Genomic DNA, 21,300 nt, shown 5'->3' on the forward strand with positions numbered 1-21,300 from the left:
CTGCAGGCCCGGAAGGGCAAGCCCTCCCGTCCACACCCGGTTCCTGCAAAACTAAACCATGATTGTCAACTTACCTTTTTCTGCTGATCAACAAGGCGAGGGCGCGGGTATCGCCGCGGCCGCAGGCAGAAACAACGTCAATCAGGTCTTCGACACCGAAAAAGTCAGCCTGGCGTCGCCGAAGAGGATATCGATTTCGCCGGGTTCGGGCAGTTCGACGGCGCCGCTCAACGTGCCCGTCGTGATCAGCGCGCCTGCCTTCAGCGATGTTTCCGGACGCAAGCCGTCATTGGCGTAGTCCACCAGCCAGGTGAGAACGTCGCCCTTCGGATGCTCTGCCGGGCCATCATAGATGGTGCGGCCGGCATGGGTGACCTTGAGCGGCGTGCCGCCGGCGGTATCGACAAGGCTGTCGTCGAGCTTCGGACCGAGCACATAGCCGCTATTGCCGAGGCGGTCGGCGGCAAAGAGCAGGAAGGAAACGCTGCCGCTTTCCCTGACGGCGCTGACCAGCAGTTCGGCGCCGAGATGGACAGTGGAGATCGCCTCGACCACTTCGGCGCGGCTGTAGGGCCTGCCCGTGCGGATCGGCAGGTCCTTGCCGAGGCGCACGGCGATCTCGGTTTCGAATTTCAAGCCGGGATACCAGGGGATGTCAGCACCGGAGACCGATTCGGCATAGGGATGCAGCGGACCGCTGACGGCCTGGCCTTGCGGCGAGACGGTCACCTTCCATGCATTGCTGGAAATGCCATCGGCCGCGGCGAGGAAATGCTGCGCTTCCATCGCCTGATGGAGGTCGGCCGGCGACAGAAAGGTGCTGGTCGCCTCCTGTGTGCCGGCCTGGCGCAAGCTGTAAAGCCTGGCTGCGAGGGCGCGCGGATCGAATGCTTTTGTCATGCTGTCTCCTCGACCTGATTTTCGAGGTGCCACACTAACCGCAAGCCGGCGGGGAACAAGGGGCGCGCCTGGGAAAAGCTGCTATTCCATCGCCGAGAACCAGCGATCGCGATAGGCCTTCAGCCCGGGGATATCGGTCGGCGGAACATGTGTCTGTGCCCCGGAGACCGGCCGGATGCCGGTCAGAAGGGCGGCCCCCTGGCTGGTGCCGGTCGAGCCTGGAACGGCGATGACATCGCGGCCGGCGAGGGCGGCGAGCAGCTTGAGATAGGTCCCGTTCAGGGCAAAAGGTCCTTCGACGATAACTGGCCCCTTGGCGCCGATCAGTCCGAGGCAGGCTTCGGTCATTAGCGCCAGATAGAGGCAGGCGGCGGCAAAACGCTCCTCGCGACTCGCCTCTTCGGCGCCGATCCAGCGGCTTGCCTTGCTCGGAAAAGGTCCCGAACCGGAGGCGATATTGGCCAACAGCATGATGCCCTTGCCGATGACGGGGCCGATCGCCTGCGCGGCTTTTTCGTCGATAGGGCCGATCTCGGCCGAAAGGATTTCGAATTCCCGCCCGCCCATAAAACGCGAAGAGGGAACGGCGCGGCCATAGGCATCGACATTGGCAAGCGCATCGCGTGTCGGATCGAGGTGGTCGAGATCGCCGCCGACGCCGAAACTGATGACCCAGGTGCCTGTCGAGACGACGGCGAAGGGGGCGTCGCGGTGGACGAGGTGCGGCAGCAGCGAGGCGTTGGAATCGTGGATGCCGCAATAGACGGGCACGGAGATGCCGATATCATCGGCAATATCAGGCAGGACAGGGCCGAGCGCATCGAAGGCGGAACGGATCGGCGCCATCAGATCGCGGATGCCGAGCCTGTCGACGAGCGAGGAATAGCTTGATGTTTTCGGGTTCCAGAGGTCGGTGTGGCAGCCGAGCGAAGTCAGCTCATTGGCGGCGACGCCGGTCAGCCGCGCCGCCCAATATTGCGCGTATGTTACGATGGTCGTGACCTTGGCGAATTCCTCGGGAAAGGCGGTCTTCTGGTAGTGCAGCTGTGCGCCGACGTTGAGACCCATTGCAAGACGCGGCGAGAAGGTTTCCTCGAAGGAGGGGCGCAAGGCGGTATAGGCATCGCGGATCACCTCAGGATATTCGTGCTCGTAGTCGATCACGGGCATGGCGAGCGCGCCATTCCGGTCGAGCAGTGCGGCGGCGGCGCCATGGGTCGTAATCGAAATGGCGTCGAAGCCGGGGTCCCGCGCCAGACTCCTCAGCGCGTCGAGGGCGAAGCACCAGAGCGCCTCGATATCATAATGCGGGTAGGGGCCGGTCTTGACCGTGATGTTCGGCCGTTTCAGGACAGCGATCTCAGCGCCTGTCCCACTGTCGAGCACGACGACCTTGGCGTTGGTCTTGCCGATGTCGAGGACGGCGATGCGGCGATAGGAGCTGGCGTTCATGGCATATGAAAGAGGGTGACGAGGTCGCTCTGGACGGGCGAATTATCCGGATTGGTCGCCATGATGTCGGCCATATGAGCCCACCATTTCTTCATGACCGGATGGTCCGGCAAGCTCGCCATCGTGTGATCGGCAGGCCGCGTCAGCACGCCAAAGAGCGTGTTGGTGTCGCGGTCGAGATGGATGGAATAGTCGCTGGCGCCCGACTGATGCAGGAGATCGACCAGTTCCGGCCAGATCTCGTCATGCCGCTTGCGGTATTCGGCTTCCATGCCGGAATGAAGCTGCATCTTGAAAGCGTATTTTTCCAAGGTCATCGGGAGCTCATGAGCTTGATGCGGCGGGCGACGATCGGGATCGCGATGGTGATAATGAGAAGCAGGCCGATGAAGATCGACATGACGATGCCCGGCACGTTCAAGAGACCGAGGCCGAATGTGACGAGGCCCATGACGAAGGCGGCGATGACGACGCCGCCGATCGTGCCGGAGCCGCCGAGGATCGAGATGCCGCCGAGCACGACCATGGTGACGACTTCGAGTTCCCAGCCCTGAGCGATCGATGGCCGGGTCGAGCCGAGGCGCGAGGTCAGGCAGATGGCGGCAATGCCGCTCATGATGCCGGTCAGCAGGAAGAGAGTGAATTTGACGCGTTCGACCGGGATGCCGGAGAAGCGGGCGGCGAAATCATTGTTGCCGATCGCATAGACCTGACGGCCGAAATTCGTCGCATGCAGCAGGATGGCGAAGAGGATTGCCAGCGCGATGAAGAGCACGAATTCGAACGAAAACACCCAGACGACATAGCCCTGGCCGAAATAGGCAAAGTCGGCCGGATATTTGCCGTAGGCCTGGTCGCCGAGCACGATATAGGAAATGCCGCGGAACAGACTCATTGTGCCGATGGTGACGACGATTGACGGCAGTTTCAGCACCGAGACCAGCACGCCGTTGAAGATGCCGCAGGTTAGGCCGGTGCCGAGGCCGATCAGCACCAGGCCCGGTGTGCCGATGCCGAGCTGGGCTGCCGCGCCCATCGCCGTCGAGGTGAGCGCGATGATGGCGGCGACCGAGAGGTCGATCTCGCCAGAGATGACCAGCAGCGCCATGGCGAAGGCGATCATCGCCTTTTCGGTGAAGTTGAAAGTGGCGTCCGAGAGGTTCCAGGCATCGAGGAAGTAGGGCGAGGCAAGCGAGTTGAAGATGAAGATCAGGACGGCGACACCGACGAGCAGCACCTCCCAGCTCGAAACGATGCGCTTGAAGGGTGTGCCGAGGCGATCGGGAATGACTCGTTTTTCAGGCTGCGTCGAAACGGTGCTCATGCTGCGGCCTCCGTTCTGATTTCGGCTGCGGCGCGGTCGCGCAGGATGATGCGGCCCCGGTTGCGCTCACGCCGGGCGTTGAAGGCAACAGCGAGAATGATGACGGTTCCGGAGATCGCCATCTGCGTGAAGGGTGAGATGCCGATGACCGGCAGGGCGTTCTTGATGACGCCGAGGAAGAGCGCCCCGAGGACGGTGCCGGCGACCGAGCCGACGCCGCCGGCAATCGAGATGCCGCCGATGACGCAGGCTGCAACGCTGTCGAGTTCGAAGCCGTTGGCGATATCGACATAGGCGACGGCGTAGCGCGACACCCAGAGATAGCTGGAAAGGCCGGCGAGCGCGCCCGACAGCACGAAGGCGAGGAATTTCGTCCGGCCGGTATCGATGCCGGCATAGACGGCCGCCGTCGGATTGCCGCCGGTTGCATAGGCCGAGCGGCCGAACTGGCTGTAGCGCAGCAGCATATACATCAGCGCGACGATGATGATCGCAACCCAGCTCAACACCGGCAGGCCGAGGATCGGCGTGCGGGGAACGGCGAGGAAGATGGGTGTCATCTGGTGCGCGTTCACCCAGGCGCCGCCGGAGAGCACGAAGGCCATGCCGCGATAGATAGTAAGGGTGCCGAGGGTGACGACGATCGGCGGGATTTCGAGGCGCCAGACAAGGAAGCCGTTGATGGTGCCGAGGGCCGCGCCGATCACCACCGCCGCAAGAATCAGCACGATGAGCGGCAGGCCCGGAAAGGCGGCATTCATCATCGCGATCGCCATGCCGGTAAAGGCAAGGTTGGCGGCAACCGAAAGATCGATCGATTTCGTCAGAATAACCGTCATCTGGGCAAGCGCCAGGATGATCAGGATCGCGGTGTCGTTGAAGATGCCGGCGAGATTATCCGGTGTGGCGAAATCGGCCGCCCGCGTCGAGAAGACGACGATCATCACCACGATGATGGCGAACAGCAGGGTTTCGCGTTTTTTGATCAGTTTAGCCATGCCATCACCTCATGCATTTCCGGTCGCCGCGCGCACCAGCGCCTCCGGCGAAAGCTGATCGCGCTCGAAGAGCCCGGCCGAGAGGCCTTCCTTCATGACAAGCACACGGTCCGACATGCCGATGATCTCGGGCAGTTCGGAAGAGATCATGATGATGGAAAGGCCCTCTGCGGCAAGCTCGCTGATGAAGCCGTGCACGGCAGCCTTCGAACCGATGTCGATGCCTTTGGTCGGTTCATCGAGAATGATGACCTTGGGCATGGTGGCAAGCCACTTGCCGATGACGACCTTCTGCTGGTTGCCGCCCGAAAGGGTGCCGACCGGCACGGAGAGGGCTGCGGCACGCAGATCCAGCCGCTCGGCATATTTGCGGGCGAGCGCGAATTCCTCCGCCGCCTGCAGGAAGCCCTTGCGCGAGGTGCGCGTCAGCGACGGCAGCGTCATGTTCTGGTAGATCGGCATCGGCAGCGCCAAGCCGTGGCGGCCGCGCTCTTCCGGCACGTAGACGATACCGGCCTTGATGGCATCATGCGGCGAGTTGATCGAAATTTCCCGGCCTTCCAGCGTCAGCCTGCCTGAGAGCGGCCTGGTGATGCCGAAGAGCGATTGCGCGAGTTCCGAACGTCCGGCGCCGATCAGGCCGTAAATGCCGAGAATCTCGCCCTTGCGCAGCGTCAGCGAAATATCACGAAATTCGGTGCGGTGGCTGTATTTTTCGACGTCGAGCACCGGACCGCCGATCGCGACCTCGATCTTCGGAAAGACGTTTTCGACGTCACGGCCGACCATCATGCGGACGATCTCGTCCTGCGGTGTTTCCTTGAGCCGGCCCCGGCCGACGGCGCGGCCGTCGCGGAAGACGACAAAGTCGTCGGCGATCTCGTAAAGCTCGTCGAACTTGTGGCTGATGAACAGGATCGCCTTGCCCTGTTCCTTCAGGCCCTTGATGATGCGGAAGAGATCGTCGATCTCCTTGCGGGAGAGGGCGGCCGTCGGTTCGTCCATGATGACGATGCGGGCCTCGATCGACAAAGCGCGGGCGATCGCCACCAGATGGCGCTGCGCGATGGAGAGGTCCTTCAGCCGGATCGTCGGATCGATATTGCTTTCAAGCGCAGTCAGCAGCGTCTTCGAGCGGCTGTTCATCACCTGCCAGTCGATGGTGCGAAAGCGCGTGCGCGGCGCGTGGCCGAGAAAGATGTTTTCGGCAACCGTCAGCTCGTCGAACAGCACGGTTTCCTGGTGGATGGCGGTGACGCCTGCATCAATTGCCGCCTGGGCGCTGGCGAAGGTTACGGTTCGGCCGTCGACCAGGATTTCGCCTTCGTTCGGCCTGTAGATGCCGGTCAGGATCTTGACCAGCGTCGATTTGCCGGCGCCGTTTTCGCCGATCAGCGCGGTCACCGTGCCGGGGTGAAGCGCGATGCTGACATTGTCGAGCGCTTTCACGCCGGGAAAGATCTGGGAGATGCCGCGCATTTCCAGAATGGCCGGTGCATCGGGCATGGGGCTGACATCGTGCTTTTGCGTTGCGGCGTGCATTATTCGTTTCACCTTGAAAACCCCTCCCCAACCCCTCCCCACAAGGGGGAGGGGCTTGACCCATCGCGATGCCGAGGCTCGCGATGGGCGGGGACGTTGCCTCAGATTATCTCCCCCCTTGTGGGGGAGATGGCCGGCAGGCCAGAGAGGGTCTTAACAATCAGAAGACCTTGGAGAACTGGTCGATGTTCGAAGCATTGTAGACGAAGGGATCGGCCATGGCGGCTTCGCCGTTGTCGCCGACCTTGATCTTGCCCATGCGGCCGGCTTCGATCTCGCTGCCCGGCTTGCCGTCGGTCTCACCCTTGACGAGGCGATAGGCGATCTGGGTTGCAGAGTAGCCGAGGTCGATCGGGTTCCAGATGGCGAATTCCTTCGTGGCGCCCGACTTGATCGCGCCAGCCATTTCGGACGGCAGGCCGAGACCGGTGACGTAGACCTTGCCGACAAGGCCCTTGTCTTCGACGACCTTGGAGGCGGCGAGAACGCCGACCGTCGTCGGAGCGACAATGACCTTGACGTTCGGGTTCGACTTCAGCAGGCCTTCGGCTTCACGATAGGACTTGTCCGAGAGGTCGTCGCCGTAAACCGTGGTGACGAGGTTGAGGCCGGGGAAATCCTTGAGCTGCTTCTTCATCTGGTCGATCCAGATGTTCTGGTTGGTCGAGGTGGTCGTTGCCGACAGGATGGCGAAGTCGCCCTTGCCGCCTTCCAGATGATCCTTGGCGAGCGTCAGGCACATCTTGCCGATCAGCTCGTTGGAGGACGGGTTGAGCTGCAGGATGCGGCCTTCCTTGGCAACGCCGGAATCCCATGAGATCACCTTGATGCCGCGCTGGGTTGCCTTCTTCAGCGCCGGAACGAGCGCGTCGGGATCGTTGGCAGAAACGGCGATGGCATCGACGCCCTGAGCGATCAGCGAGTTGATCACTTCGATCTGGCCTTCGGCCGTCGTCGACGTCGGACCGGTGTAGATCACTTCTACGCCGCCGAGTTCCTTGGCGGCTTCCTGGGCGCCCTTGTTGGCCGCGTCGAAGAAACCGTTGCCGAGCGACTTCACGACGAGGCCGATCTTGATGTCCTTGGCGCTGGCAGTGCCGGCCATCATGGCGATGGCGAGCGCTGCGCCGAGCGCCAGTGTCTTTGCGAGTTTCATGTCACTTTCCTCCCATTAAGATTAGACTTCCACACCTCGGCGGCGCCTCACGCGACCGACGAGGAATCCTCCTTCGCAAGCTGCGCCACCGGGCTGGCGACGACGAGCCGGATGCCGGCATTCTCGACCATGCGAGCTGCCTCTTCCGAAATCCCGTCATCGGTAATGATCGCAGAAACACGGTCGAGCGCGCAGAGAATGAGGCTCGACCGGCGATTGAACTTGCTCGAATCGACCATGACGACGAGTTCGTCGGCCTGGTGCATCAGCTTCTGCTCGCTCTGGATGATGAGGGCGTCTGCCTCCATGATGCCGAGCGGGCCGACGCCCTGCGCGCCGATGAACATGCGCCGCGCATAAAAATTGCGGATCGCGTCATTGTCGAAAGGCGACAGGATGAGGCTCTGTTCGCGATAGATCGCGCCGCCCGGCACCGTCACCGTATTCTTGGAATGCTTCACCAGATGTTCGGCGATGGCAAAAGAGTTGGTCATCACCTGCATGCGGTGGCCGGCCATGTAATGCACCATCTGGAAGGTCGTCGTGCCGCCATTGATGATAATGGCGTCGCCCGCCTCGCAGAGATCGACGGCCGCGCGCGCAATTGCACGCTTTTTATCGATGTTGACTGATTCTGAAACCCGGAAGGGCCGCCCGGCGAGATTGCCGAGCTGCGGCGGATGCACTGCTTCGGCGCCGCCGCGGACGCGGCGGATCTTGCCCTGCACATGGAGGGCCGCAATATCGCGCCGGATCGTCGCTTCAGAAGCTTCCGTCAACTCGGAAATGTCCTGGATCGTCACGACGGACTTTTCCTGAACGGCGCTTAAGATGATGCGATGGCGTTCGCGTTCGTGCATTGGGCTCCTCCTCTTGTCATATTTATTTCGTATCCGTTAAAGGCTGTCAATCACAAACGATCATAAATTTTCATATTGCGCTGCACAATAATCGAATTTGATCGTTTTCGATTGACAAGCGCACTTTTGATGCGCGATACCGTGAGCGAAAGGGTGCTGGGATTGCGGCGCCTTGCAAGCCTATTATGGGAGGATGACATGGCGGCGAACGTCCGGCTTCTGGAAAACCGGTGGGATGATGGTTACGCGGCAGGCCTCGATGAGCCCGGCAAGCTGCTCTATCGCTCCAATCTGCTCGGCGCCGACAAGCGCATCACCAATTACGGCGGCGGCAACACCTCGGCAAAGGTGATGGAAACCGATCCGCTTGATGGCGGCAAGGTCAAGGTTCTCTGGGTCAAGGGTTCGGGCGGCGATGTCGGCACCATCAAGCTCGACGGTTTCGCCACGCTCTACCAGGACAAGCTGGAATCGCTGAAGGGCATCTACAAGGGTATCGAGGACGAAGACCGCATGGTCGGTTTCTTGCCCCACTGCACCTTCAACCTGAATGGTCGCGCTGCTTCGATCGACACGCCGCTACACGGCTTCGTGCCGTTCACCCATGTCGACCACATGCATCCCGACGCGATCATCGCAATCGCCGCCTCGAAGAACTCCAGGGAATTGACCAGGCAGATCTTCGGTGACGAGATCGGCTGGGTGCCCTGGCGCCGTCCGGGCTTCCAGCTCGGCCTCGATCTCGAAGCCTTCGTAAAGGCGCACCCGAACGCCAAGGGCGTCGTGCTCGAAAGCCATGGTCTCTTCACCTGGGCAAACGACGCTAAGGCCTGCTACGAACTGACGCTCGATATCATCAACAAGGCGATCGTCTGGTTTGCTGAGAAGACCGAAGGCAAGACGATTTTCGGCGGTGCGCTGACCCATAGCCTGCCCATCAGCGAGCGCCGCGCCATCGCCGCCCGGCTGATGCCGGAGATCCGCGGCCGCATCGGCAAGCAGGAGCGCAAGCTCGGTCATTTCGACGATCAGGGCGCCGTGCTCGAATTCGTCAATTCCAAGGATCTGCGCCCGCTCGGCGCGCTCGGCACCAGCTGCCCGGACCATTTCCTGCGTACCAAGATCCGCCCGCTGATCGTCGATTTCGACCCGGCCAAGCCGGATGTTGACGCAGTCGTCGCCGGCCTCGATCAGGCGCTGGAGGATTACCGCGCCGATTACGCCCGCTATTACAACGACTGCAAGCATAACAATTCGCCCGCCATGCGCGACGCCAATCCGGTCATCTTCCTCGTTCCCGGCGTCGGCATGCTGTCCTTTGCCCGCGACAAGGCAACGGCCCGCATCGCCAGCGAATTCTACGTCAACGCCATCAACGTCATGCGCGGCGCTTCGACGGTTTCGGAATATCAGGGCCTGCCGGAGCAGGAAGCCTTCGATATCGAATACTGGCTGCTCGAAGAGGCGAAGCTGCAGCGCATGCCGAAGCCGAAGAGCCTTGCCGGCCGCGTCGCCTTCGTTACCGGCGGCGCCGGCGGCATCGGCCGAGCGACGGCCGCCCGCCTCGTCGGCGAGGGCGCCTGCGTGGTGCTTGCCGATATCGATCAGGCAGCACTCGAAAGCACAGAGGCCGATTTCGTCAAGAAATACGGCGCTGACGCCGTACGCAGCGTCCGGCTCGACGTTACCAAGGAAGATGCGGTGATCGCCTCCTTCGCCGAAGCTTCGGTCGAATTCGGCGGCATCGATATCCTCGTCTCAAATGCCGGCATTGCCTCTTCCGCGCCGATCGAAGCCACCGAGCTTTCGACCTGGAACCGCAATATCGATATTCTGGCGACCGGCTATTTCCTGGTTTCGCGGGAAGCCTTCCGTCTGTTCCGCCGTCAGGCGCTCGGCGGCAACATCGTCTTCGTCGCCTCGAAGAACGGTCTCGCCGCTTCGCCGAATGCGTCGGCCTATTGCACGGCAAAGGCCGCCGAAATCCATCTCGCCCGCTGCCTGGCGCTTGAGGGGGCCGATGCCGGCGTCCGCGTCAACACGGTCAACCCGGACGCTGTTCTGCGCGGTTCGAAGATCTGGAGCGGCGAATGGCGCGAGCAGCGCGCCGCCTCTTCGAAGATCGAGGTTGACGATCTCGAGGAACATTACCGCAAGCGTTCGATGCTGAAACTCAATGTGTTTCCGGAGGATATCGCCGAGGCGATCTACTTCCTCGCATCGGACCTGTCGGCCAAATCGACCGGCAACATCATCAACGTCGATGCCGGCAACGTGCAGAGCTTTACGCGGTGATTTTTGACGGGGCGGATGTGTCTGCCCCTCACCCTAACCCTCTCCCCGTTTTGACGGGGAGAGGGACTTGCCCAACGAAATGTTGGAATGGGACGGAGACGGCGCGGCATATTCCCTTCTCCCCGTTTGGACGGGGAGAAGGTGCCGGCAGGCGGATGAGGGGCGGCCCCACGGCAGTTCCAATGTAGAAATTGCAGAACCGGGAGGAAAGAATGGCCGAGTTCAGGATCGCACAGGATCTCATCGCGAGCGAAAACGACAAGCGGGCACCCGCACTGGAAGCCGATTATGAGGCGCTGGGCGCCACACTTGCGCGCCGCGGCGTCGATATCGAAGCCATCACCCGCAAGGTCGCGGAATTCTTCGTCGCCGTTCCCTCCTGGGGTGTCGGTACCGGCGGCACGCGCTTTGCCCGCTTCCCCGGCAGCGGCGAACCGCGCGGCATCTTCGACAAGCTCGACGATTGCGCCGTCATCAACCAGCTGACGCAGGCAACGCCGAACGTCTCGCTGCATATTCCCTGGGACAAGGCGGATGCCAAGGAATTGAAGGCCAAGGGGGATGCGCTCGGCCTTGGCTTCGACGCGATGAATTCGAACACCTTTTCCGATGCGCCCGGCCAGGCTCATTCCTACAAATACGGCTCGCTCAGCCACACCGACGCGGCAACACGTGCGCAGGCGGTCGAGCACAATCTCGAATGCATCGAAATCGGCAAAGCGATCGGCTCCAAGGCGCTGACGGTCTGGATCGGCGACGGCTCGAACTTCCCCGGCCAGAGCAATTTCACGAGGGCATTCGAGCGTTACCTCGCCTCGATGGCTGAGATTTACAAAGCGGTGCCCGACGATTGGAAGCTGTTCTCCGAGCACAAGATGTACGAGCCGGCCTTCTATTCGACGATCGTTCAGGATTGGGGCACCAATTACCTGATCGCCCAGACGCTCGGCCCCAAGGCCCAATGCCTCGTCGACCTCGGCCATCATGCGCCGAACACCAATATCGAGATGATCGTCGCCCGCCTGATCCAGTTCGGCAAGCTCGGCGGCTTCCACTTCAACGATTCGAAATATGGTGACGACGATCTCGATGCTGGCGTCATCGATCCCTACCGGCTGTTCCTGGTTTTCAACGAGCTGGTGGATGCCGAGCAGCGCGGCGTCAACGACTTCAATCCGGCCCATATGATCGACCAGTCGCACAATGTCACCGATCCGATCGAAAGCCTGATCAACAGCGCCAACGAAATCCGCCGCGCCTATGCGCAGGCGCTCCTCGTCGACCGCAAGGCGCTCGAGGGCTATCAGCAGGACAATGACGCGCTGATGGCGTCGGAAACCCTGAAGCGCGCCTATCGCGCCGATGTCGAGCCGATCCTTGCCGAGGCCCGTCGCCGGGCCGGCGGCGCGATCGACCCGATTGCCGCCTACCGCGCCAGCGGCTACCGCAAAAAGGTGGCGGCCGAGCGTCCGGCTTCCGTTGCCGGCGGCGGCGGCATCATCTGAGCTGCCGGGCTGAATAAAAGTGTGGTCGCCGGCAACGTGGGGTGAAACGCTGCCGGCACCGCCGCTCACGGTTTCCAGGCGCCGGCGATCTGACGGGTTGCGATGTTCAACCGGTTCCAGACATTGATATTGGCGATGGCGATGACGAGAGCCGCAAGGCTGCGGCCGTCATAATGCCGGGTCGCCTCGTCCCAGATCTCGTCAGGCACCGGGTCGGCGCGGTCGCTGGTGCGGGTCACCGCCTCGGTCAAGGCGAGGGCGGCGCGTTCAGCCTCGCTATAATAGGGGGCGTCGCGCCAGCCGGCGACGGCAAAGAGCCGCTCATCCGTTTCGCCGTGTTTGCGGGCAATGCGCCAATGACCATCGATGCAGACGCTGCAGCCGTTGATCTGGCTGGCGCGCAGATTGACGAGTTCGAGCAGCTTTGGCGAAAGGCCTGTTTCGGTCGGCACCTTGCTGAGTGCATTGAGCGCCTGCATGGCTTCTGGAAGCACAAGGGCGGGATTTCCCATTCTCTCCTGCATGATATGTCTCCTTGATGCGTTTAGGGTGCGACGATCCGCCGGCGCTGTCACACCGGCCCGGTTTCATTCGTCATTGATTTGACGGAACGCAGCGAAGGAATGTGACGGATGAACGAGAATAATTGGCTGGCCGATCAATTCGAGGCGAACCGGACGCATCTGAAGGCGGCGGCCTATCGCATGCTCGGCTCGCGCAGCGAGGCCGAAGACGCGGTTCAGGAGGCCTGGCTGCGGCTCACCCGCGCGGATAGGACCGACGTCGGCAATCTCGGCGGGTGGCTGACGACGGTGGTGGCGCGCATCTGCCTCGATATGCTGCGTGCCCGCAAGACCCGGCGCGAGGAGCCGCTGGAGACATCAGTTCATGCAGCGATCGCCGATCCGGCCAAGGATCCGGAACGCGACGCCGCCTTCGCCGATTCGGTGGGCGTGGCGCTGCTCGTCGTGTTGCAGACGCTGGCGCCTGCCGAACGGGTTGCCTTCGTGCTGCACGACATGTTCGATCTGCCCTTCGACGAAATTGCGCCGATTATCGGCCGGTCATCCGCCGCCGCCCGTCAGCTCGCGAGCCGTGCCCGCCGCCGGGTGCAGGGCGTGGACGAGACGCCGGATGTCGATCTCGGTGGCAAGTGAACGATTGCGGAGGCCTTTCTGACCGCTTCGCGCAACGGCGATTTGCAGGCGCTGATTGCCGTGCTCGCCCCCGACGTGGTGTTTCGGCTGGATGCGACGGCGGCGCGTTTCGGCGCCTTCGGCGAAAGACGCGGCGCATCCGAAGTGGCAGAGTTGTTCAAGGGCCGGGCGCAGGCGGCAGAGATCGCCATCGTCGAGGGCGAGCTTGGCTTCGTCGTGCGCATCGCCGGTCAGATCCGCGTCGTGGTGGCGTTCACTATCGCCGACGACAAGATTGCGGCAATCGAAGCCATCGCCGATCCAGACCACCTCGAACGGCTTGACTACTCAATCGTGCGGGATTGAAATCGCTGGAAAAATTTGCCGCCCCTTGACGGCGAGCGCGGTTGAGAACGAGCGCGCTGCCGCCGTTGCCGTGCGGCTAGCTGCGCTCATTTCTCTTGACAGGAGTCCCTTCGGCTTTATTCTATTATAAGGATTTATATAGCATAACTATGGAATTTGGAAATATGATCATGTCGGGCGACCAGGCGAAGAAGCCGCTTCTCCTCACCAATGTCAGGCCGATGGCTTTCGGTGCGGGCGCATCCGAGGGGGTGATCGACATTCTCATCAATGCCGACGGCCGCATCGCCGGGATTGGTCCGTCGCTTCCGGCCTCTGAGGATGTGACACGCATCGACGGCAAGGGTGCCTTCATTTCGCCGGGCTGGATCGATCTACACGTCCACATCTGGCATGGCGGCACCGATATCTCCATCCGCCCCTCCGAATGCGGTGTCGAGCGCGGCGTCACCACCCTGGTCGACGCCGGTTCGGCCGGCGAGGCGAATTTCCATGGCTTCCGCGAGTATATCATCGAGCCCTCACGCGAGCGCATCAAGGCCTTCCTGAATCTGGGCTCGATCGGCCTCGTCGCCTGCAACCGTGTGGCCGAACTCAGGGATATCAGGGATATCGATCTCGACCGGATCCTCGAAGTCTTTGCTGAAAACAGCGAGCACATTGTCGGCATCAAGGTGCGCGCCAGCCATGTCATCACCGGCTCCTGGGGTGTCACTCCCGTCAAGCTCGGCAAGAAGATCGCCAAGATCCTGAAAGTGCCGATGATGGTGCATGTCGGCGAACCGCCGGCGCTTTATGACGAAGTGCTCGAAATCCTCGGCCCGGGTGACGTCGTCACCCACTGCTTCAACGGCAAGGCCGGTTCGAGCATCATGGAGGACGAGGATCTCTTCGATCTCGCCGAGCGCTGCGCCTCCGAAGGCATTCGCCTGGACATCGGCCATGGCGGCGCCTCCTTCTCCTTCAAGGTCGCCGAAGCGGCGATCGCGCGCGGGCTTCTGCCGTTCTCGATCTCGACCGACCTGCACGGCCATTCGATGAACTTTCCGGTCTGGGACCTGGCGACGACGATGTCGAAGCTGCTGAGTGTCGGCATGCCCTTCGACAAGGTGGTCGAAGCCGTCACTCATGCGCCGGCCTCGGTCATAAAACTGCCGATGAAAGACCGGCTTGTGGTCGGCGCGCAAGCCGAGTTTACCATTTTCGACCTCGTCGACTCCGAGCTCGAAGGGACGGATTCAAATGGCGATGTCTCCATCCTCAATAAGCTGTTCGAGCCGCGCTATGCGGTGATGGGCGTCGATGCCTTCGCTGCGAGCCGATACGTGCCGCGGGCGCGTAAGCTCGTGCGCCACAGCCACGGTTATTCCTACAGGTAGGATCCGCCGATCCGACAGGTGTCAGCGGTTGCGCCAACCCATCAGTTTTTCGATCCGCTCCGCCGCACTGCGCACATGCGCCGTATAATGGTTCTCATCGGAAAAGGCCTTCTGCTCCGGCAGCACGATCGAAATGGTGGCGACGCACTGGCCGTCGCGATCGCAGATCGGCGAGGCGATGCAGGCGACCGCATAGTCGGATTCTCCGGCCTGGATCGACAGGCGCGCCTCGAAGGCCTTGCCGGCCGCTTCCGACAGGGTGCGCGGATCGATCTCGGCGCGGCCGGTCGGTGACGAGCGGGCGCAGCGTTTGAAAAGCTCGATGCGTTCCTCTTCGGGCAGCTGGCCGACGAGCAGCCGGCCCGATGCCGTCCAGTTAAGCGGCACCCGGGTGCCGACGCGCGACGCCACCTGGAAGTGGCTCGGACCGTCGGCCATGGCAAGCACCAGCATGTAATCGCCGTCACGGCCGCAGACCTGCACGGTTTCGCCGGCCTGGCGACAGAGATCGTGCATTTCGTGGGTGGCGATGCTCATGAAATCCAGCGACCGGGCATAGGCAAGGCCGTAATGATAAAGCCGGGCGCCGAGCCAGATTGAGCCATCCGCTTGGCGCGTCAGCATATTCTTTTCGACGAGGTCGTCGACGATGACGTAGACCGTCGATAACGGCGCCTTCACCGCCTTGGCGATGGCATAGACGCCGGCCGGCGATCCTGTCTCATAGAGATGATCGATCACCTGAAGAGCGCGGTCGATGCCGCTGACGCGGGCGCGGCGCGCGCTCTTGCCGCCGGCTTCGCCGGCAAGGCTCTCATCTTCGGAGTAAACTGCGGGCGATGTCTTTCCGTCCAATTTCATGCACCTCATGAACACTGCAACCATATTACATTACTATGGCACAGCGGTCGCCGTGGCAAATCGCAACATTTTGTAGGTTGATCGTCGGTGCGGTTGTGGCGGCGGTGGAACCAGGAGACTGCGTGATTTCCGCATCCGCCGATACCGCCGACCTCATAACAAGCGGTGACGCGCTCCGATGAGGCTGCAGGCTTTTGCCAGCCCCTTGTCCAGCGTGACGAGCGTGGCGTCGCTATCGATTGCGACGGCGAGATGCAGTGCATCACCGGCACGAAGACCGATATTGAACTGTTCGATCATTCGCGCCGCTTCGATGAAGTGCGCCCGCGATATCGGCAGGCACTCGAAGGTCGTCGAACATAGTTCCTTGAACAGGGCCAAAGCTTTGCTGCGATCGGCCGGATCGATCTGTCCGTTTCTCGCCTTGAGCGCGATGGCGCTCGAAAATTCGGTTATCGTCCAGCTGCTGACGGCGATCTCCTCGGATCGAAGTTCCGCCAGCCATTGCTGCACGTCGTCCGTGCGGGTTTCGACCGTCCAGGCGGCGACGAGGGCTGATGTGTCGATGTAAAGCATCAATAACGATCGGTATCGCGCAGATCGCGAATGAAGGTCGCGGAATCGACCGGCTCGGCCGGTGGCTTCATCGAGGCCGTCAACGCTTTCAGCCGTTCGACATCGATCGGTTGTTTCGGCGTCTTCACCGGCACGAGCTGCGCCACCGGCTTGCCATGCCGCAATATCTCGACGGTTTCGCCGGCCGCCACCCTATTGAGCAACTCGCTCAGGTGGGCTTTCGCTTCTGCCAGGTTGACGCGTGCCATCACATTGTCCTCGTGACCTATTTTCTAGTCATTTTATTCGGAAAGCGATCTGGCCGCAACGCTGTTGGAACAACCGGCCGCAGCCTGAGTTTGTCCCTCAACTCAGGAGGCTATAATGACGCATTATCCAACACCCCCTTTCCCATCCCAGAAACAGCCGATGCCGGGTTTCACGGCCCAGATGGACCCGGTTCCCGATCATGGCGAAAAAACCTATCGCGGATCCGAACGGCTGAAGGGCAAGCGGGCGATCATAACCGGCGGCGATAGCGGCATCGGCCGGGCAGTGGCAATCGCCTATGCCCGCGAAGGCGCCGATCTGTTGATCTCCTACCTCGACGAGGATGAGGATGCCGACGAGACGAAGCGGCTCGTCGAGCAGGCCGGGCGCAGGGCCGTGCTCGTCAGCGGCGATATTCAGGATCCCGCCCATTGCCGGCAGATCGTCGAGACGGCGGTCAAGGAGCTCGGCGGCATCGACATTCTCGTCAATAACGCCGCGCATCAGGCAAGCTTCAAAAGCATCGACGAGATCAGCGATGAGGAGTGGGAGCTGACCTTCAAGGTCAATATTCATGCGATGTTCTATCTGACCAAGGCGGCCGTCGCCCACATGAAGCCCGGCAGCGCCATCATCAATACGGCTTCGATCAATTCGGACAATCCGAACCCGACGCTGCTGGCTTATGCCACGACCAAGGGCGCAATCCAGAATTTCACCGCCGGCCTGGCCCAGCTTCTGGCTGAGAAGGGCATTCGCGCCAATGCCGTGGCGCCGGGGCCGATCTGGACGCCGCTCATTCCCTCGACGCTGCCCGAAGACAGCGTCAGCAATTTCGGCAAGCAGGTGCCGATGAAACGGCCGGGCCAGCCGGCCGAACTGGCCACCGCCTATGTCATGCTGGCCGATCCCCTGTCGAGCTATGTCTCCGGCACGACAATCGCGGTTACAGGCGGCAAACCGATCCTTTAATGCATGTTGCCCGGAATTGGCGGTTCCGAGAGGCATGCATGAAAACAAGGAGCTGAAGCGCGTAATCACGATCTGGTAGGATGCGCGCTTCAGTCACGGCTTGCCGTAGCCGCCGCCGGTCGGCGTCGTGACGATCACGGCCTCGCCGGCGGCGAGCATTGCCTGGTCGCAGCCTTCCAGCCTTTCGATCTTGCCGTCTGCGCGACGGATCTCGGTTTTCCCCAATTGCCCGTCTTCCCCGCTGAACAGGCCGAAAGGCCGGATCGTTCGGTGCGAGGAGAGAATGCTGCAATCCATCGTTTCCAGAAAGCGGATGGTGCGCTCGGTGCCGCCGCCGGAACTGTATTGTCCCTTGCCGCCGGAGCCGCGGCGGATGTGGAAATCCTCCAGCACGACGGGGAAGCGGAATTCCAGCACCTCGGGATCGGTCAGCCGCGAATTGGTCATATGGGTGTGCACGCCGTCGGCGCCGCTGAAGCCGGTGCCGTCGTTGAGCAGGCCGGCGGGGCCGCCGGAGCAGATCGTCTCGTAATATTGGTAGGTGGCGTTGCCGAAGGTCAGGTTGTTCATCGAGCCCTGGGCGGCCGCGAGCGTCCCCAGCGCCCCGAACAACGCATTCGTCACATGCTGGCTGGTCTCGACATTGCCGGCGACGACGGCGGCCGGATAGGCCGGACGCAGCATCGAACCATCGGGCACGATGATCCGGATCGGCCGCAGGCAGCCTGCATTCATTGGAATCGGCTGCTCGACCATGACGCGGAAGACATAGAGCACGGCGGCGCGCGTCACCGGTTCCGGCGCATTGAAATTGGTCGGTTGCTGCGCACTCGTGCCGGTGAAATCGACAGTCGCCTCGCGCGCCTTCCTGTCGACGGTGATCTTCACCTTGATGACGGCGCCCTGATCGGTGGGGTAGGTGAATTCGCTGTCGCTCAAGCGGGCGATCACCCGGCGAACGCTCTCCTCGGCATTGTCCTGGACGTGGCCCATATAAGCTTCGACGACGTCGAGCCCAAAGTGAGAGACCATCTTGCGCAATTCCTGAACGCCCTTTTCGTTGGCGGCGATCTGCGCCTTCACGTCGGCGAGGTTCTGGGCCGGGTTGCGGGCGGGATAGGGATGGTCCCGCAGCATTGCGGCAAATTCGCTCTCACGGAAACGGCCTTTGTCGACCAGCAGGAAATTGTCGATCAGCACGCCTTCTTCATCGACCTTGGTCGCCCGTGGCGTCATCGAACCGGGTGCCTTGCCGCCGATATCGGCATGATGGCCGCGTGAGGCGACGTAAAACAGGATGGTCACGCCGGCGTCGTCGAACACCGGCGTGACGACGGTGATGTCGGGCAGATGCGTGCCGCCGTTGTAAGGTGCATTGAGCGCGAAGACATCGCCCGGTCGAATGCGGCCTTCGTTGAGGCGGATGATGGTTTCGACCGAGCGATCCATCGATCCCAGATGCACCGGCATGTGCGGCGCATTGGCGACGAGGGCGCCGGTGCGGTCGAAGACGGCGCAGGAGAAATCGAGCCGCTCCTTGATATTAACCGAATGGGCGGTGTTCTGCAGCGTCACGCCCATCTGCTCGGCGATCGCCATGAACAGATTGTTGAAGACTTCGAGCATGACGGGGTCGGCGCTGGTGCCGATGGCGGCATTGCGGGAAAGCGCGACCTCGCGGGTGAGAACGATGTGGTCGTGGCCGGTAAGGCGTGCCTGCCAGCCGGCCTCGACGACGATCGTCTGATGCGCTTCGATGATGAGGGCAGGCCCCTTGACGACCGCACCCGGCTTCAGCGCATCACGTCTGAAAATACCGGCCTCGTGCCAGGTTCCGCCGGAATAGAAGCGGGTCGTGCGCAGCGCTTGCGGCGTGAAGGTCGCCGCCTGTCCGTCGATCTCCTCGATATCGGCGCCACCGCCGATGCCCTCGACTTCGATGGAGTCGACGACGACAGGCCGGTCTTCGAAGATGAAACCGAACTGCTTCTTGTGGGCGGCGGCAAAGGCTTGTGTCATCTCCTCCTGTGGCCCGAAGGCGACGGGCAGGGCGGTGTCGGTGCCCTTATATTGCAGGTGGAGCCGGGTAATGACTTCCATGTCGCCGGCTTCGACGCCCTGCAGCATCAGTTCCCCGCACACCTCTTTCTCCAGTTCGGCCCGGATGCTCCCGATCGTCGGCAGGGCGGCTCCGAGTTCCGTCAGCACCGCGCGCTGGCGTGTGGCGCGGATATCGGCGAGCCCCATGCCATAGGCCGAAAGAATGCCGGAGAAGGGGTGGATCAGCACCGTTTTCATGCCGAGGCTGTCGGCGACCAGACAGGCATGCTGGCCGCCGGCGCCGCCGAAGCAGGTGAGCGCGTAGCTCGAAACGTCATAGCCGCGCTGGACGGAGATCTTCTTGATGGCGTTGGCCATGTTCTCGACGGCGATGGCGAGGAAGCCATCGGCGACCTCTTCCGCCGTCCGCCCGCCGCCGATATCCTGCGCCATCTCGGCAAAGGCGGCGCGCACCGCCTCGGCATCGAGCGGTTGGTCCTGCTCCGGCCCGAAGATTGTGGGGAAGAATTCCGGCAGCAGTTTGCCGGTCATGATGTTGGCGTCGGTGACAGCAAGCGGCCCGCCGCGGCGATAGGATTTCGGGCCGGGCGTGGCACCCGCCGATTCCGGGCCGACGCGGAAGCGTGAACCGTCATAGCTCAGGATCGAGCCGCCGCCGGCTGCGACGGTGTGGATCTTCATCATCGGCGCGCGCATGCGCACACCGGCGACCTCGGTCTCGAAAGCGCGTTCCAGTTCCCCGTCATAATGCGAAACATCCGTCGAGGTGCCGCCCATGTCGAAGCCGATCATCCTGTGGAAACCGGCGATGCGCGAGACCTCGACCGCGCCGACCACCCCGCCCGCGGGGCCGGAGAGGATCGCATCCTTTCCCTGGAAGAGATGCGCGTCGGTCAGCCCGCCCGAGGACTGCATGAACATCAGCTTCGGCCCCTTTCCTTCGACGGCGCCGAGCTCGACGGCGACCTGATCGACATAGCGCCGGAGAACCGGGGACAGATAGGCATCGACGACGGCGGTGTCACCGCGGCCGACGAGCTTGATCAGCGGCGAGACGACATGCGACGGCGATATCTGCGTGAAGCCGATGGCGCGGGCGATGGCGGCGGCCTGCTGTTCGTGCTCGGGATAGCGGTAGGCATGCATGAAAACGATGGCGACGGCGCGCAGTCCGCGGGCATAGGCAGCTTCCAGCGCGTGCCGCAGATCATTTTCTGAGAGGGGGCGTTCCACCGTGCCGTCCGCCAGTACGCGCTCGTCGGCCTCGATCACATCGGCGTAAAGCAGTTCCGGTTTGATGATTTTCTTGGCGAAGATATCGGCGCGCGCCTGGTAGCCGATCTCCAGTGCATCGCGGAAGCCCTTTGTCGTCACCAGCAGGGTCGGGTCGCCTTTGCGTTCCAGAAGCGCGTTGGTGGCGACCGTCGTTCCCATCTTTACGGCGCCGATGAGCTCGGAGGGGATCGTCTGGCCGGGCTTGCGGCCGAGCAACTCGCGGACGCCGTGCACCGCAGGGTCGCGATAGGCTTCCGGATTTTCCGAAAGCAGCTTGTGGGCGACGAGCGAACCGTCGGGTCGGCGGGCGACGATATCGGTGAAAGTGCCGCCGCGATCGATCCAAAAATCCCACTGTCCGCTCATCATCCGACCTCCTGTTGAACTGAAAAT

The 21,300-nt window shown here is 62.2% G+C and carries 17 protein-coding genes and 1 pseudogene; 5 read left to right on the forward strand and 13 right to left on the reverse strand.

The features are described from left to right. Nucleotides 1–141: 141 nt before the first annotated feature. The 8 genes from GGD53_RS22235 to GGD53_RS22270 all read right to left on the reverse strand — a co-directional run bounded on the left by GGD53_RS22235 (nt 142) and on the right by GGD53_RS22270 (nt 8,232). Entirely contained in the window at nt 142–900 is a 759-nt protein-coding gene (locus GGD53_RS22235) for a fumarylacetoacetate hydrolase family protein (RefSeq protein ID WP_184459026.1), read from the reverse strand. 81 nt (nt 901–981) lie between these two features. Continuing rightward, nucleotides 982–2,352, reverse strand: a complete 1,371-nt coding sequence (locus tag GGD53_RS22240; protein ID WP_184459027.1) for an FGGY-family carbohydrate kinase — start codon at nt 2,350–2,352, stop codon at nt 982–984. Further along, a complete protein-coding gene (rhaM, locus tag GGD53_RS22245; protein ID WP_184459028.1) occupies nt 2,349–2,669 on the reverse strand; it encodes an L-rhamnose mutarotase in 321 nt (106 codons plus the stop codon). Before rhaM ends, GGD53_RS22240 begins: the two co-directional genes overlap by 4 nt. Beyond that, nucleotides 2,666–3,676: an ABC transporter permease gene (locus tag GGD53_RS22250; RefSeq protein WP_184459029.1), complete on the reverse strand. Its 1,011-nt coding sequence runs from the start codon at nt 3,674–3,676 to the stop codon at nt 2,666–2,668. The genes rhaM and GGD53_RS22250 overlap by 4 nt, the downstream gene beginning before the upstream one ends. Further along, nucleotides 3,673–4,674: an ABC transporter permease gene (locus GGD53_RS22255; RefSeq protein ID WP_184459030.1), complete on the reverse strand. Its 1,002-nt coding sequence runs from the start codon at nt 4,672–4,674 to the stop codon at nt 3,673–3,675. Before GGD53_RS22255 ends, GGD53_RS22250 begins: the two co-directional genes overlap by 4 nt. Nucleotides 4,675–4,683: 9 nt before the next feature. Beyond that, nucleotides 4,684–6,216: a sugar ABC transporter ATP-binding protein gene (locus tag GGD53_RS22260; RefSeq protein WP_184459031.1), complete on the reverse strand. Its 1,533-nt coding sequence runs from the start codon at nt 6,214–6,216 to the stop codon at nt 4,684–4,686. Nucleotides 6,217–6,376: 160 nt separating this feature from the next. After that, the gene (rhaS, locus tag GGD53_RS22265) at nt 6,377–7,372 is read right to left on the reverse strand and encodes a rhamnose ABC transporter substrate-binding protein (protein ID WP_184459032.1); all 996 of its coding nucleotides are present in this window, start codon (nt 7,370–7,372) and stop codon (nt 6,377–6,379) included. Between the two features lie 47 nt (nt 7,373–7,419). Then, a complete protein-coding gene (locus tag GGD53_RS22270; RefSeq protein WP_085861619.1) occupies nt 7,420–8,232 on the reverse strand; it encodes a DeoR/GlpR family DNA-binding transcription regulator in 813 nt (270 codons plus the stop codon). A 198-nt stretch (nt 8,233–8,430) separates the two neighbouring features. On the opposite strand from GGD53_RS22270, the gene GGD53_RS22275 reads away from it, so the two are divergent. Beyond that, nucleotides 8,431–10,527 carry a bifunctional rhamnulose-1-phosphate aldolase/short-chain dehydrogenase gene (locus GGD53_RS22275; RefSeq protein WP_184459033.1) on the forward strand — a complete coding sequence of 699 codons (2,097 nt, stop codon included), beginning with the start codon at nt 8,431–8,433 and terminating at the stop codon, nt 10,525–10,527. Nucleotides 10,528–10,739: 212 nt separating this feature from the next. Next, a complete protein-coding gene (gene rhaI / locus GGD53_RS22280; protein ID WP_184459034.1) occupies nt 10,740–12,032 on the forward strand; it encodes an L-rhamnose catabolism isomerase in 1,293 nt (430 codons plus the stop codon). Between the two features lie 65 nt (nt 12,033–12,097). Here rhaI and GGD53_RS22285 read toward each other — a convergent pair whose 3' ends face one another. Then, a complete protein-coding gene (locus GGD53_RS22285) occupies nt 12,098–12,556 on the reverse strand; it encodes a carboxymuconolactone decarboxylase family protein (RefSeq protein ID WP_184459035.1) in 459 nt (152 codons plus the stop codon). A gap of 108 nt (nt 12,557–12,664) precedes the next feature. Between GGD53_RS22285 and GGD53_RS22290 the strand changes: the two are divergent. After that, nucleotides 12,665–13,534, forward strand: a pseudogene (locus GGD53_RS22290) (sigma-70 family RNA polymerase sigma factor). A 170-nt stretch (nt 13,535–13,704) separates the two neighbouring features. Beyond that, nucleotides 13,705–14,913: an amidohydrolase/deacetylase family metallohydrolase gene (locus GGD53_RS22295; RefSeq protein WP_184459115.1), complete on the forward strand. Its 1,209-nt coding sequence runs from the start codon at nt 13,705–13,707 to the stop codon at nt 14,911–14,913. A 21-nt stretch (nt 14,914–14,934) separates the two neighbouring features. Here the strand turns inward: GGD53_RS22295 and GGD53_RS22300 are convergent, their stop codons facing one another. The 3 genes from GGD53_RS22300 to GGD53_RS22310 form a co-directional block, all read right to left on the reverse strand. Next, nucleotides 14,935–15,774, reverse strand: a complete 840-nt coding sequence (locus GGD53_RS22300; RefSeq protein WP_184459036.1) for an IclR family transcriptional regulator — start codon at nt 15,772–15,774, stop codon at nt 14,935–14,937. 153 nt (nt 15,775–15,927) lie between these two features. Beyond that, nucleotides 15,928–16,350 (reverse strand): type II toxin-antitoxin system VapC family toxin, encoded by a 423-nt coding sequence (locus GGD53_RS22305; RefSeq protein ID WP_184459037.1) that lies wholly within the window; start codon nt 16,348–16,350, stop codon nt 15,928–15,930. Next, on the reverse strand, nt 16,350–16,598 hold the full coding sequence (locus GGD53_RS22310) for a type II toxin-antitoxin system Phd/YefM family antitoxin (protein ID WP_184459038.1): 249 nt from the start codon (nt 16,596–16,598) through the stop codon (nt 16,350–16,352). The genes GGD53_RS22305 and GGD53_RS22310 overlap by 1 nt, the downstream gene beginning before the upstream one ends. A gap of 115 nt (nt 16,599–16,713) precedes the next feature. Here GGD53_RS22310 and GGD53_RS22315 point away from each other — a divergent pair, with 115 nt between their 5' ends. Continuing rightward, the gene (locus tag GGD53_RS22315) at nt 16,714–17,571 is read left to right on the forward strand and encodes an SDR family oxidoreductase (RefSeq protein WP_184459039.1); all 858 of its coding nucleotides are present in this window, start codon (nt 16,714–16,716) and stop codon (nt 17,569–17,571) included. A 93-nt stretch (nt 17,572–17,664) separates the two neighbouring features. Here GGD53_RS22315 and GGD53_RS22320 read toward each other — a convergent pair whose 3' ends face one another. Next, nucleotides 17,665–21,273, reverse strand: coding sequence for a hydantoinase B/oxoprolinase family protein (locus GGD53_RS22320; RefSeq protein WP_184459116.1), 3,609 nt, complete (start codon nt 21,271–21,273; stop codon nt 17,665–17,667). Nucleotides 21,274–21,300 lie beyond the last annotated feature (27 nt).

The sequence above is a fragment of the Rhizobium aethiopicum genome, from assembly GCF_014197535.1.
Lineage (GTDB): Bacteria > Pseudomonadota > Alphaproteobacteria > Rhizobiales > Rhizobiaceae > Rhizobium > Rhizobium aethiopicum_A.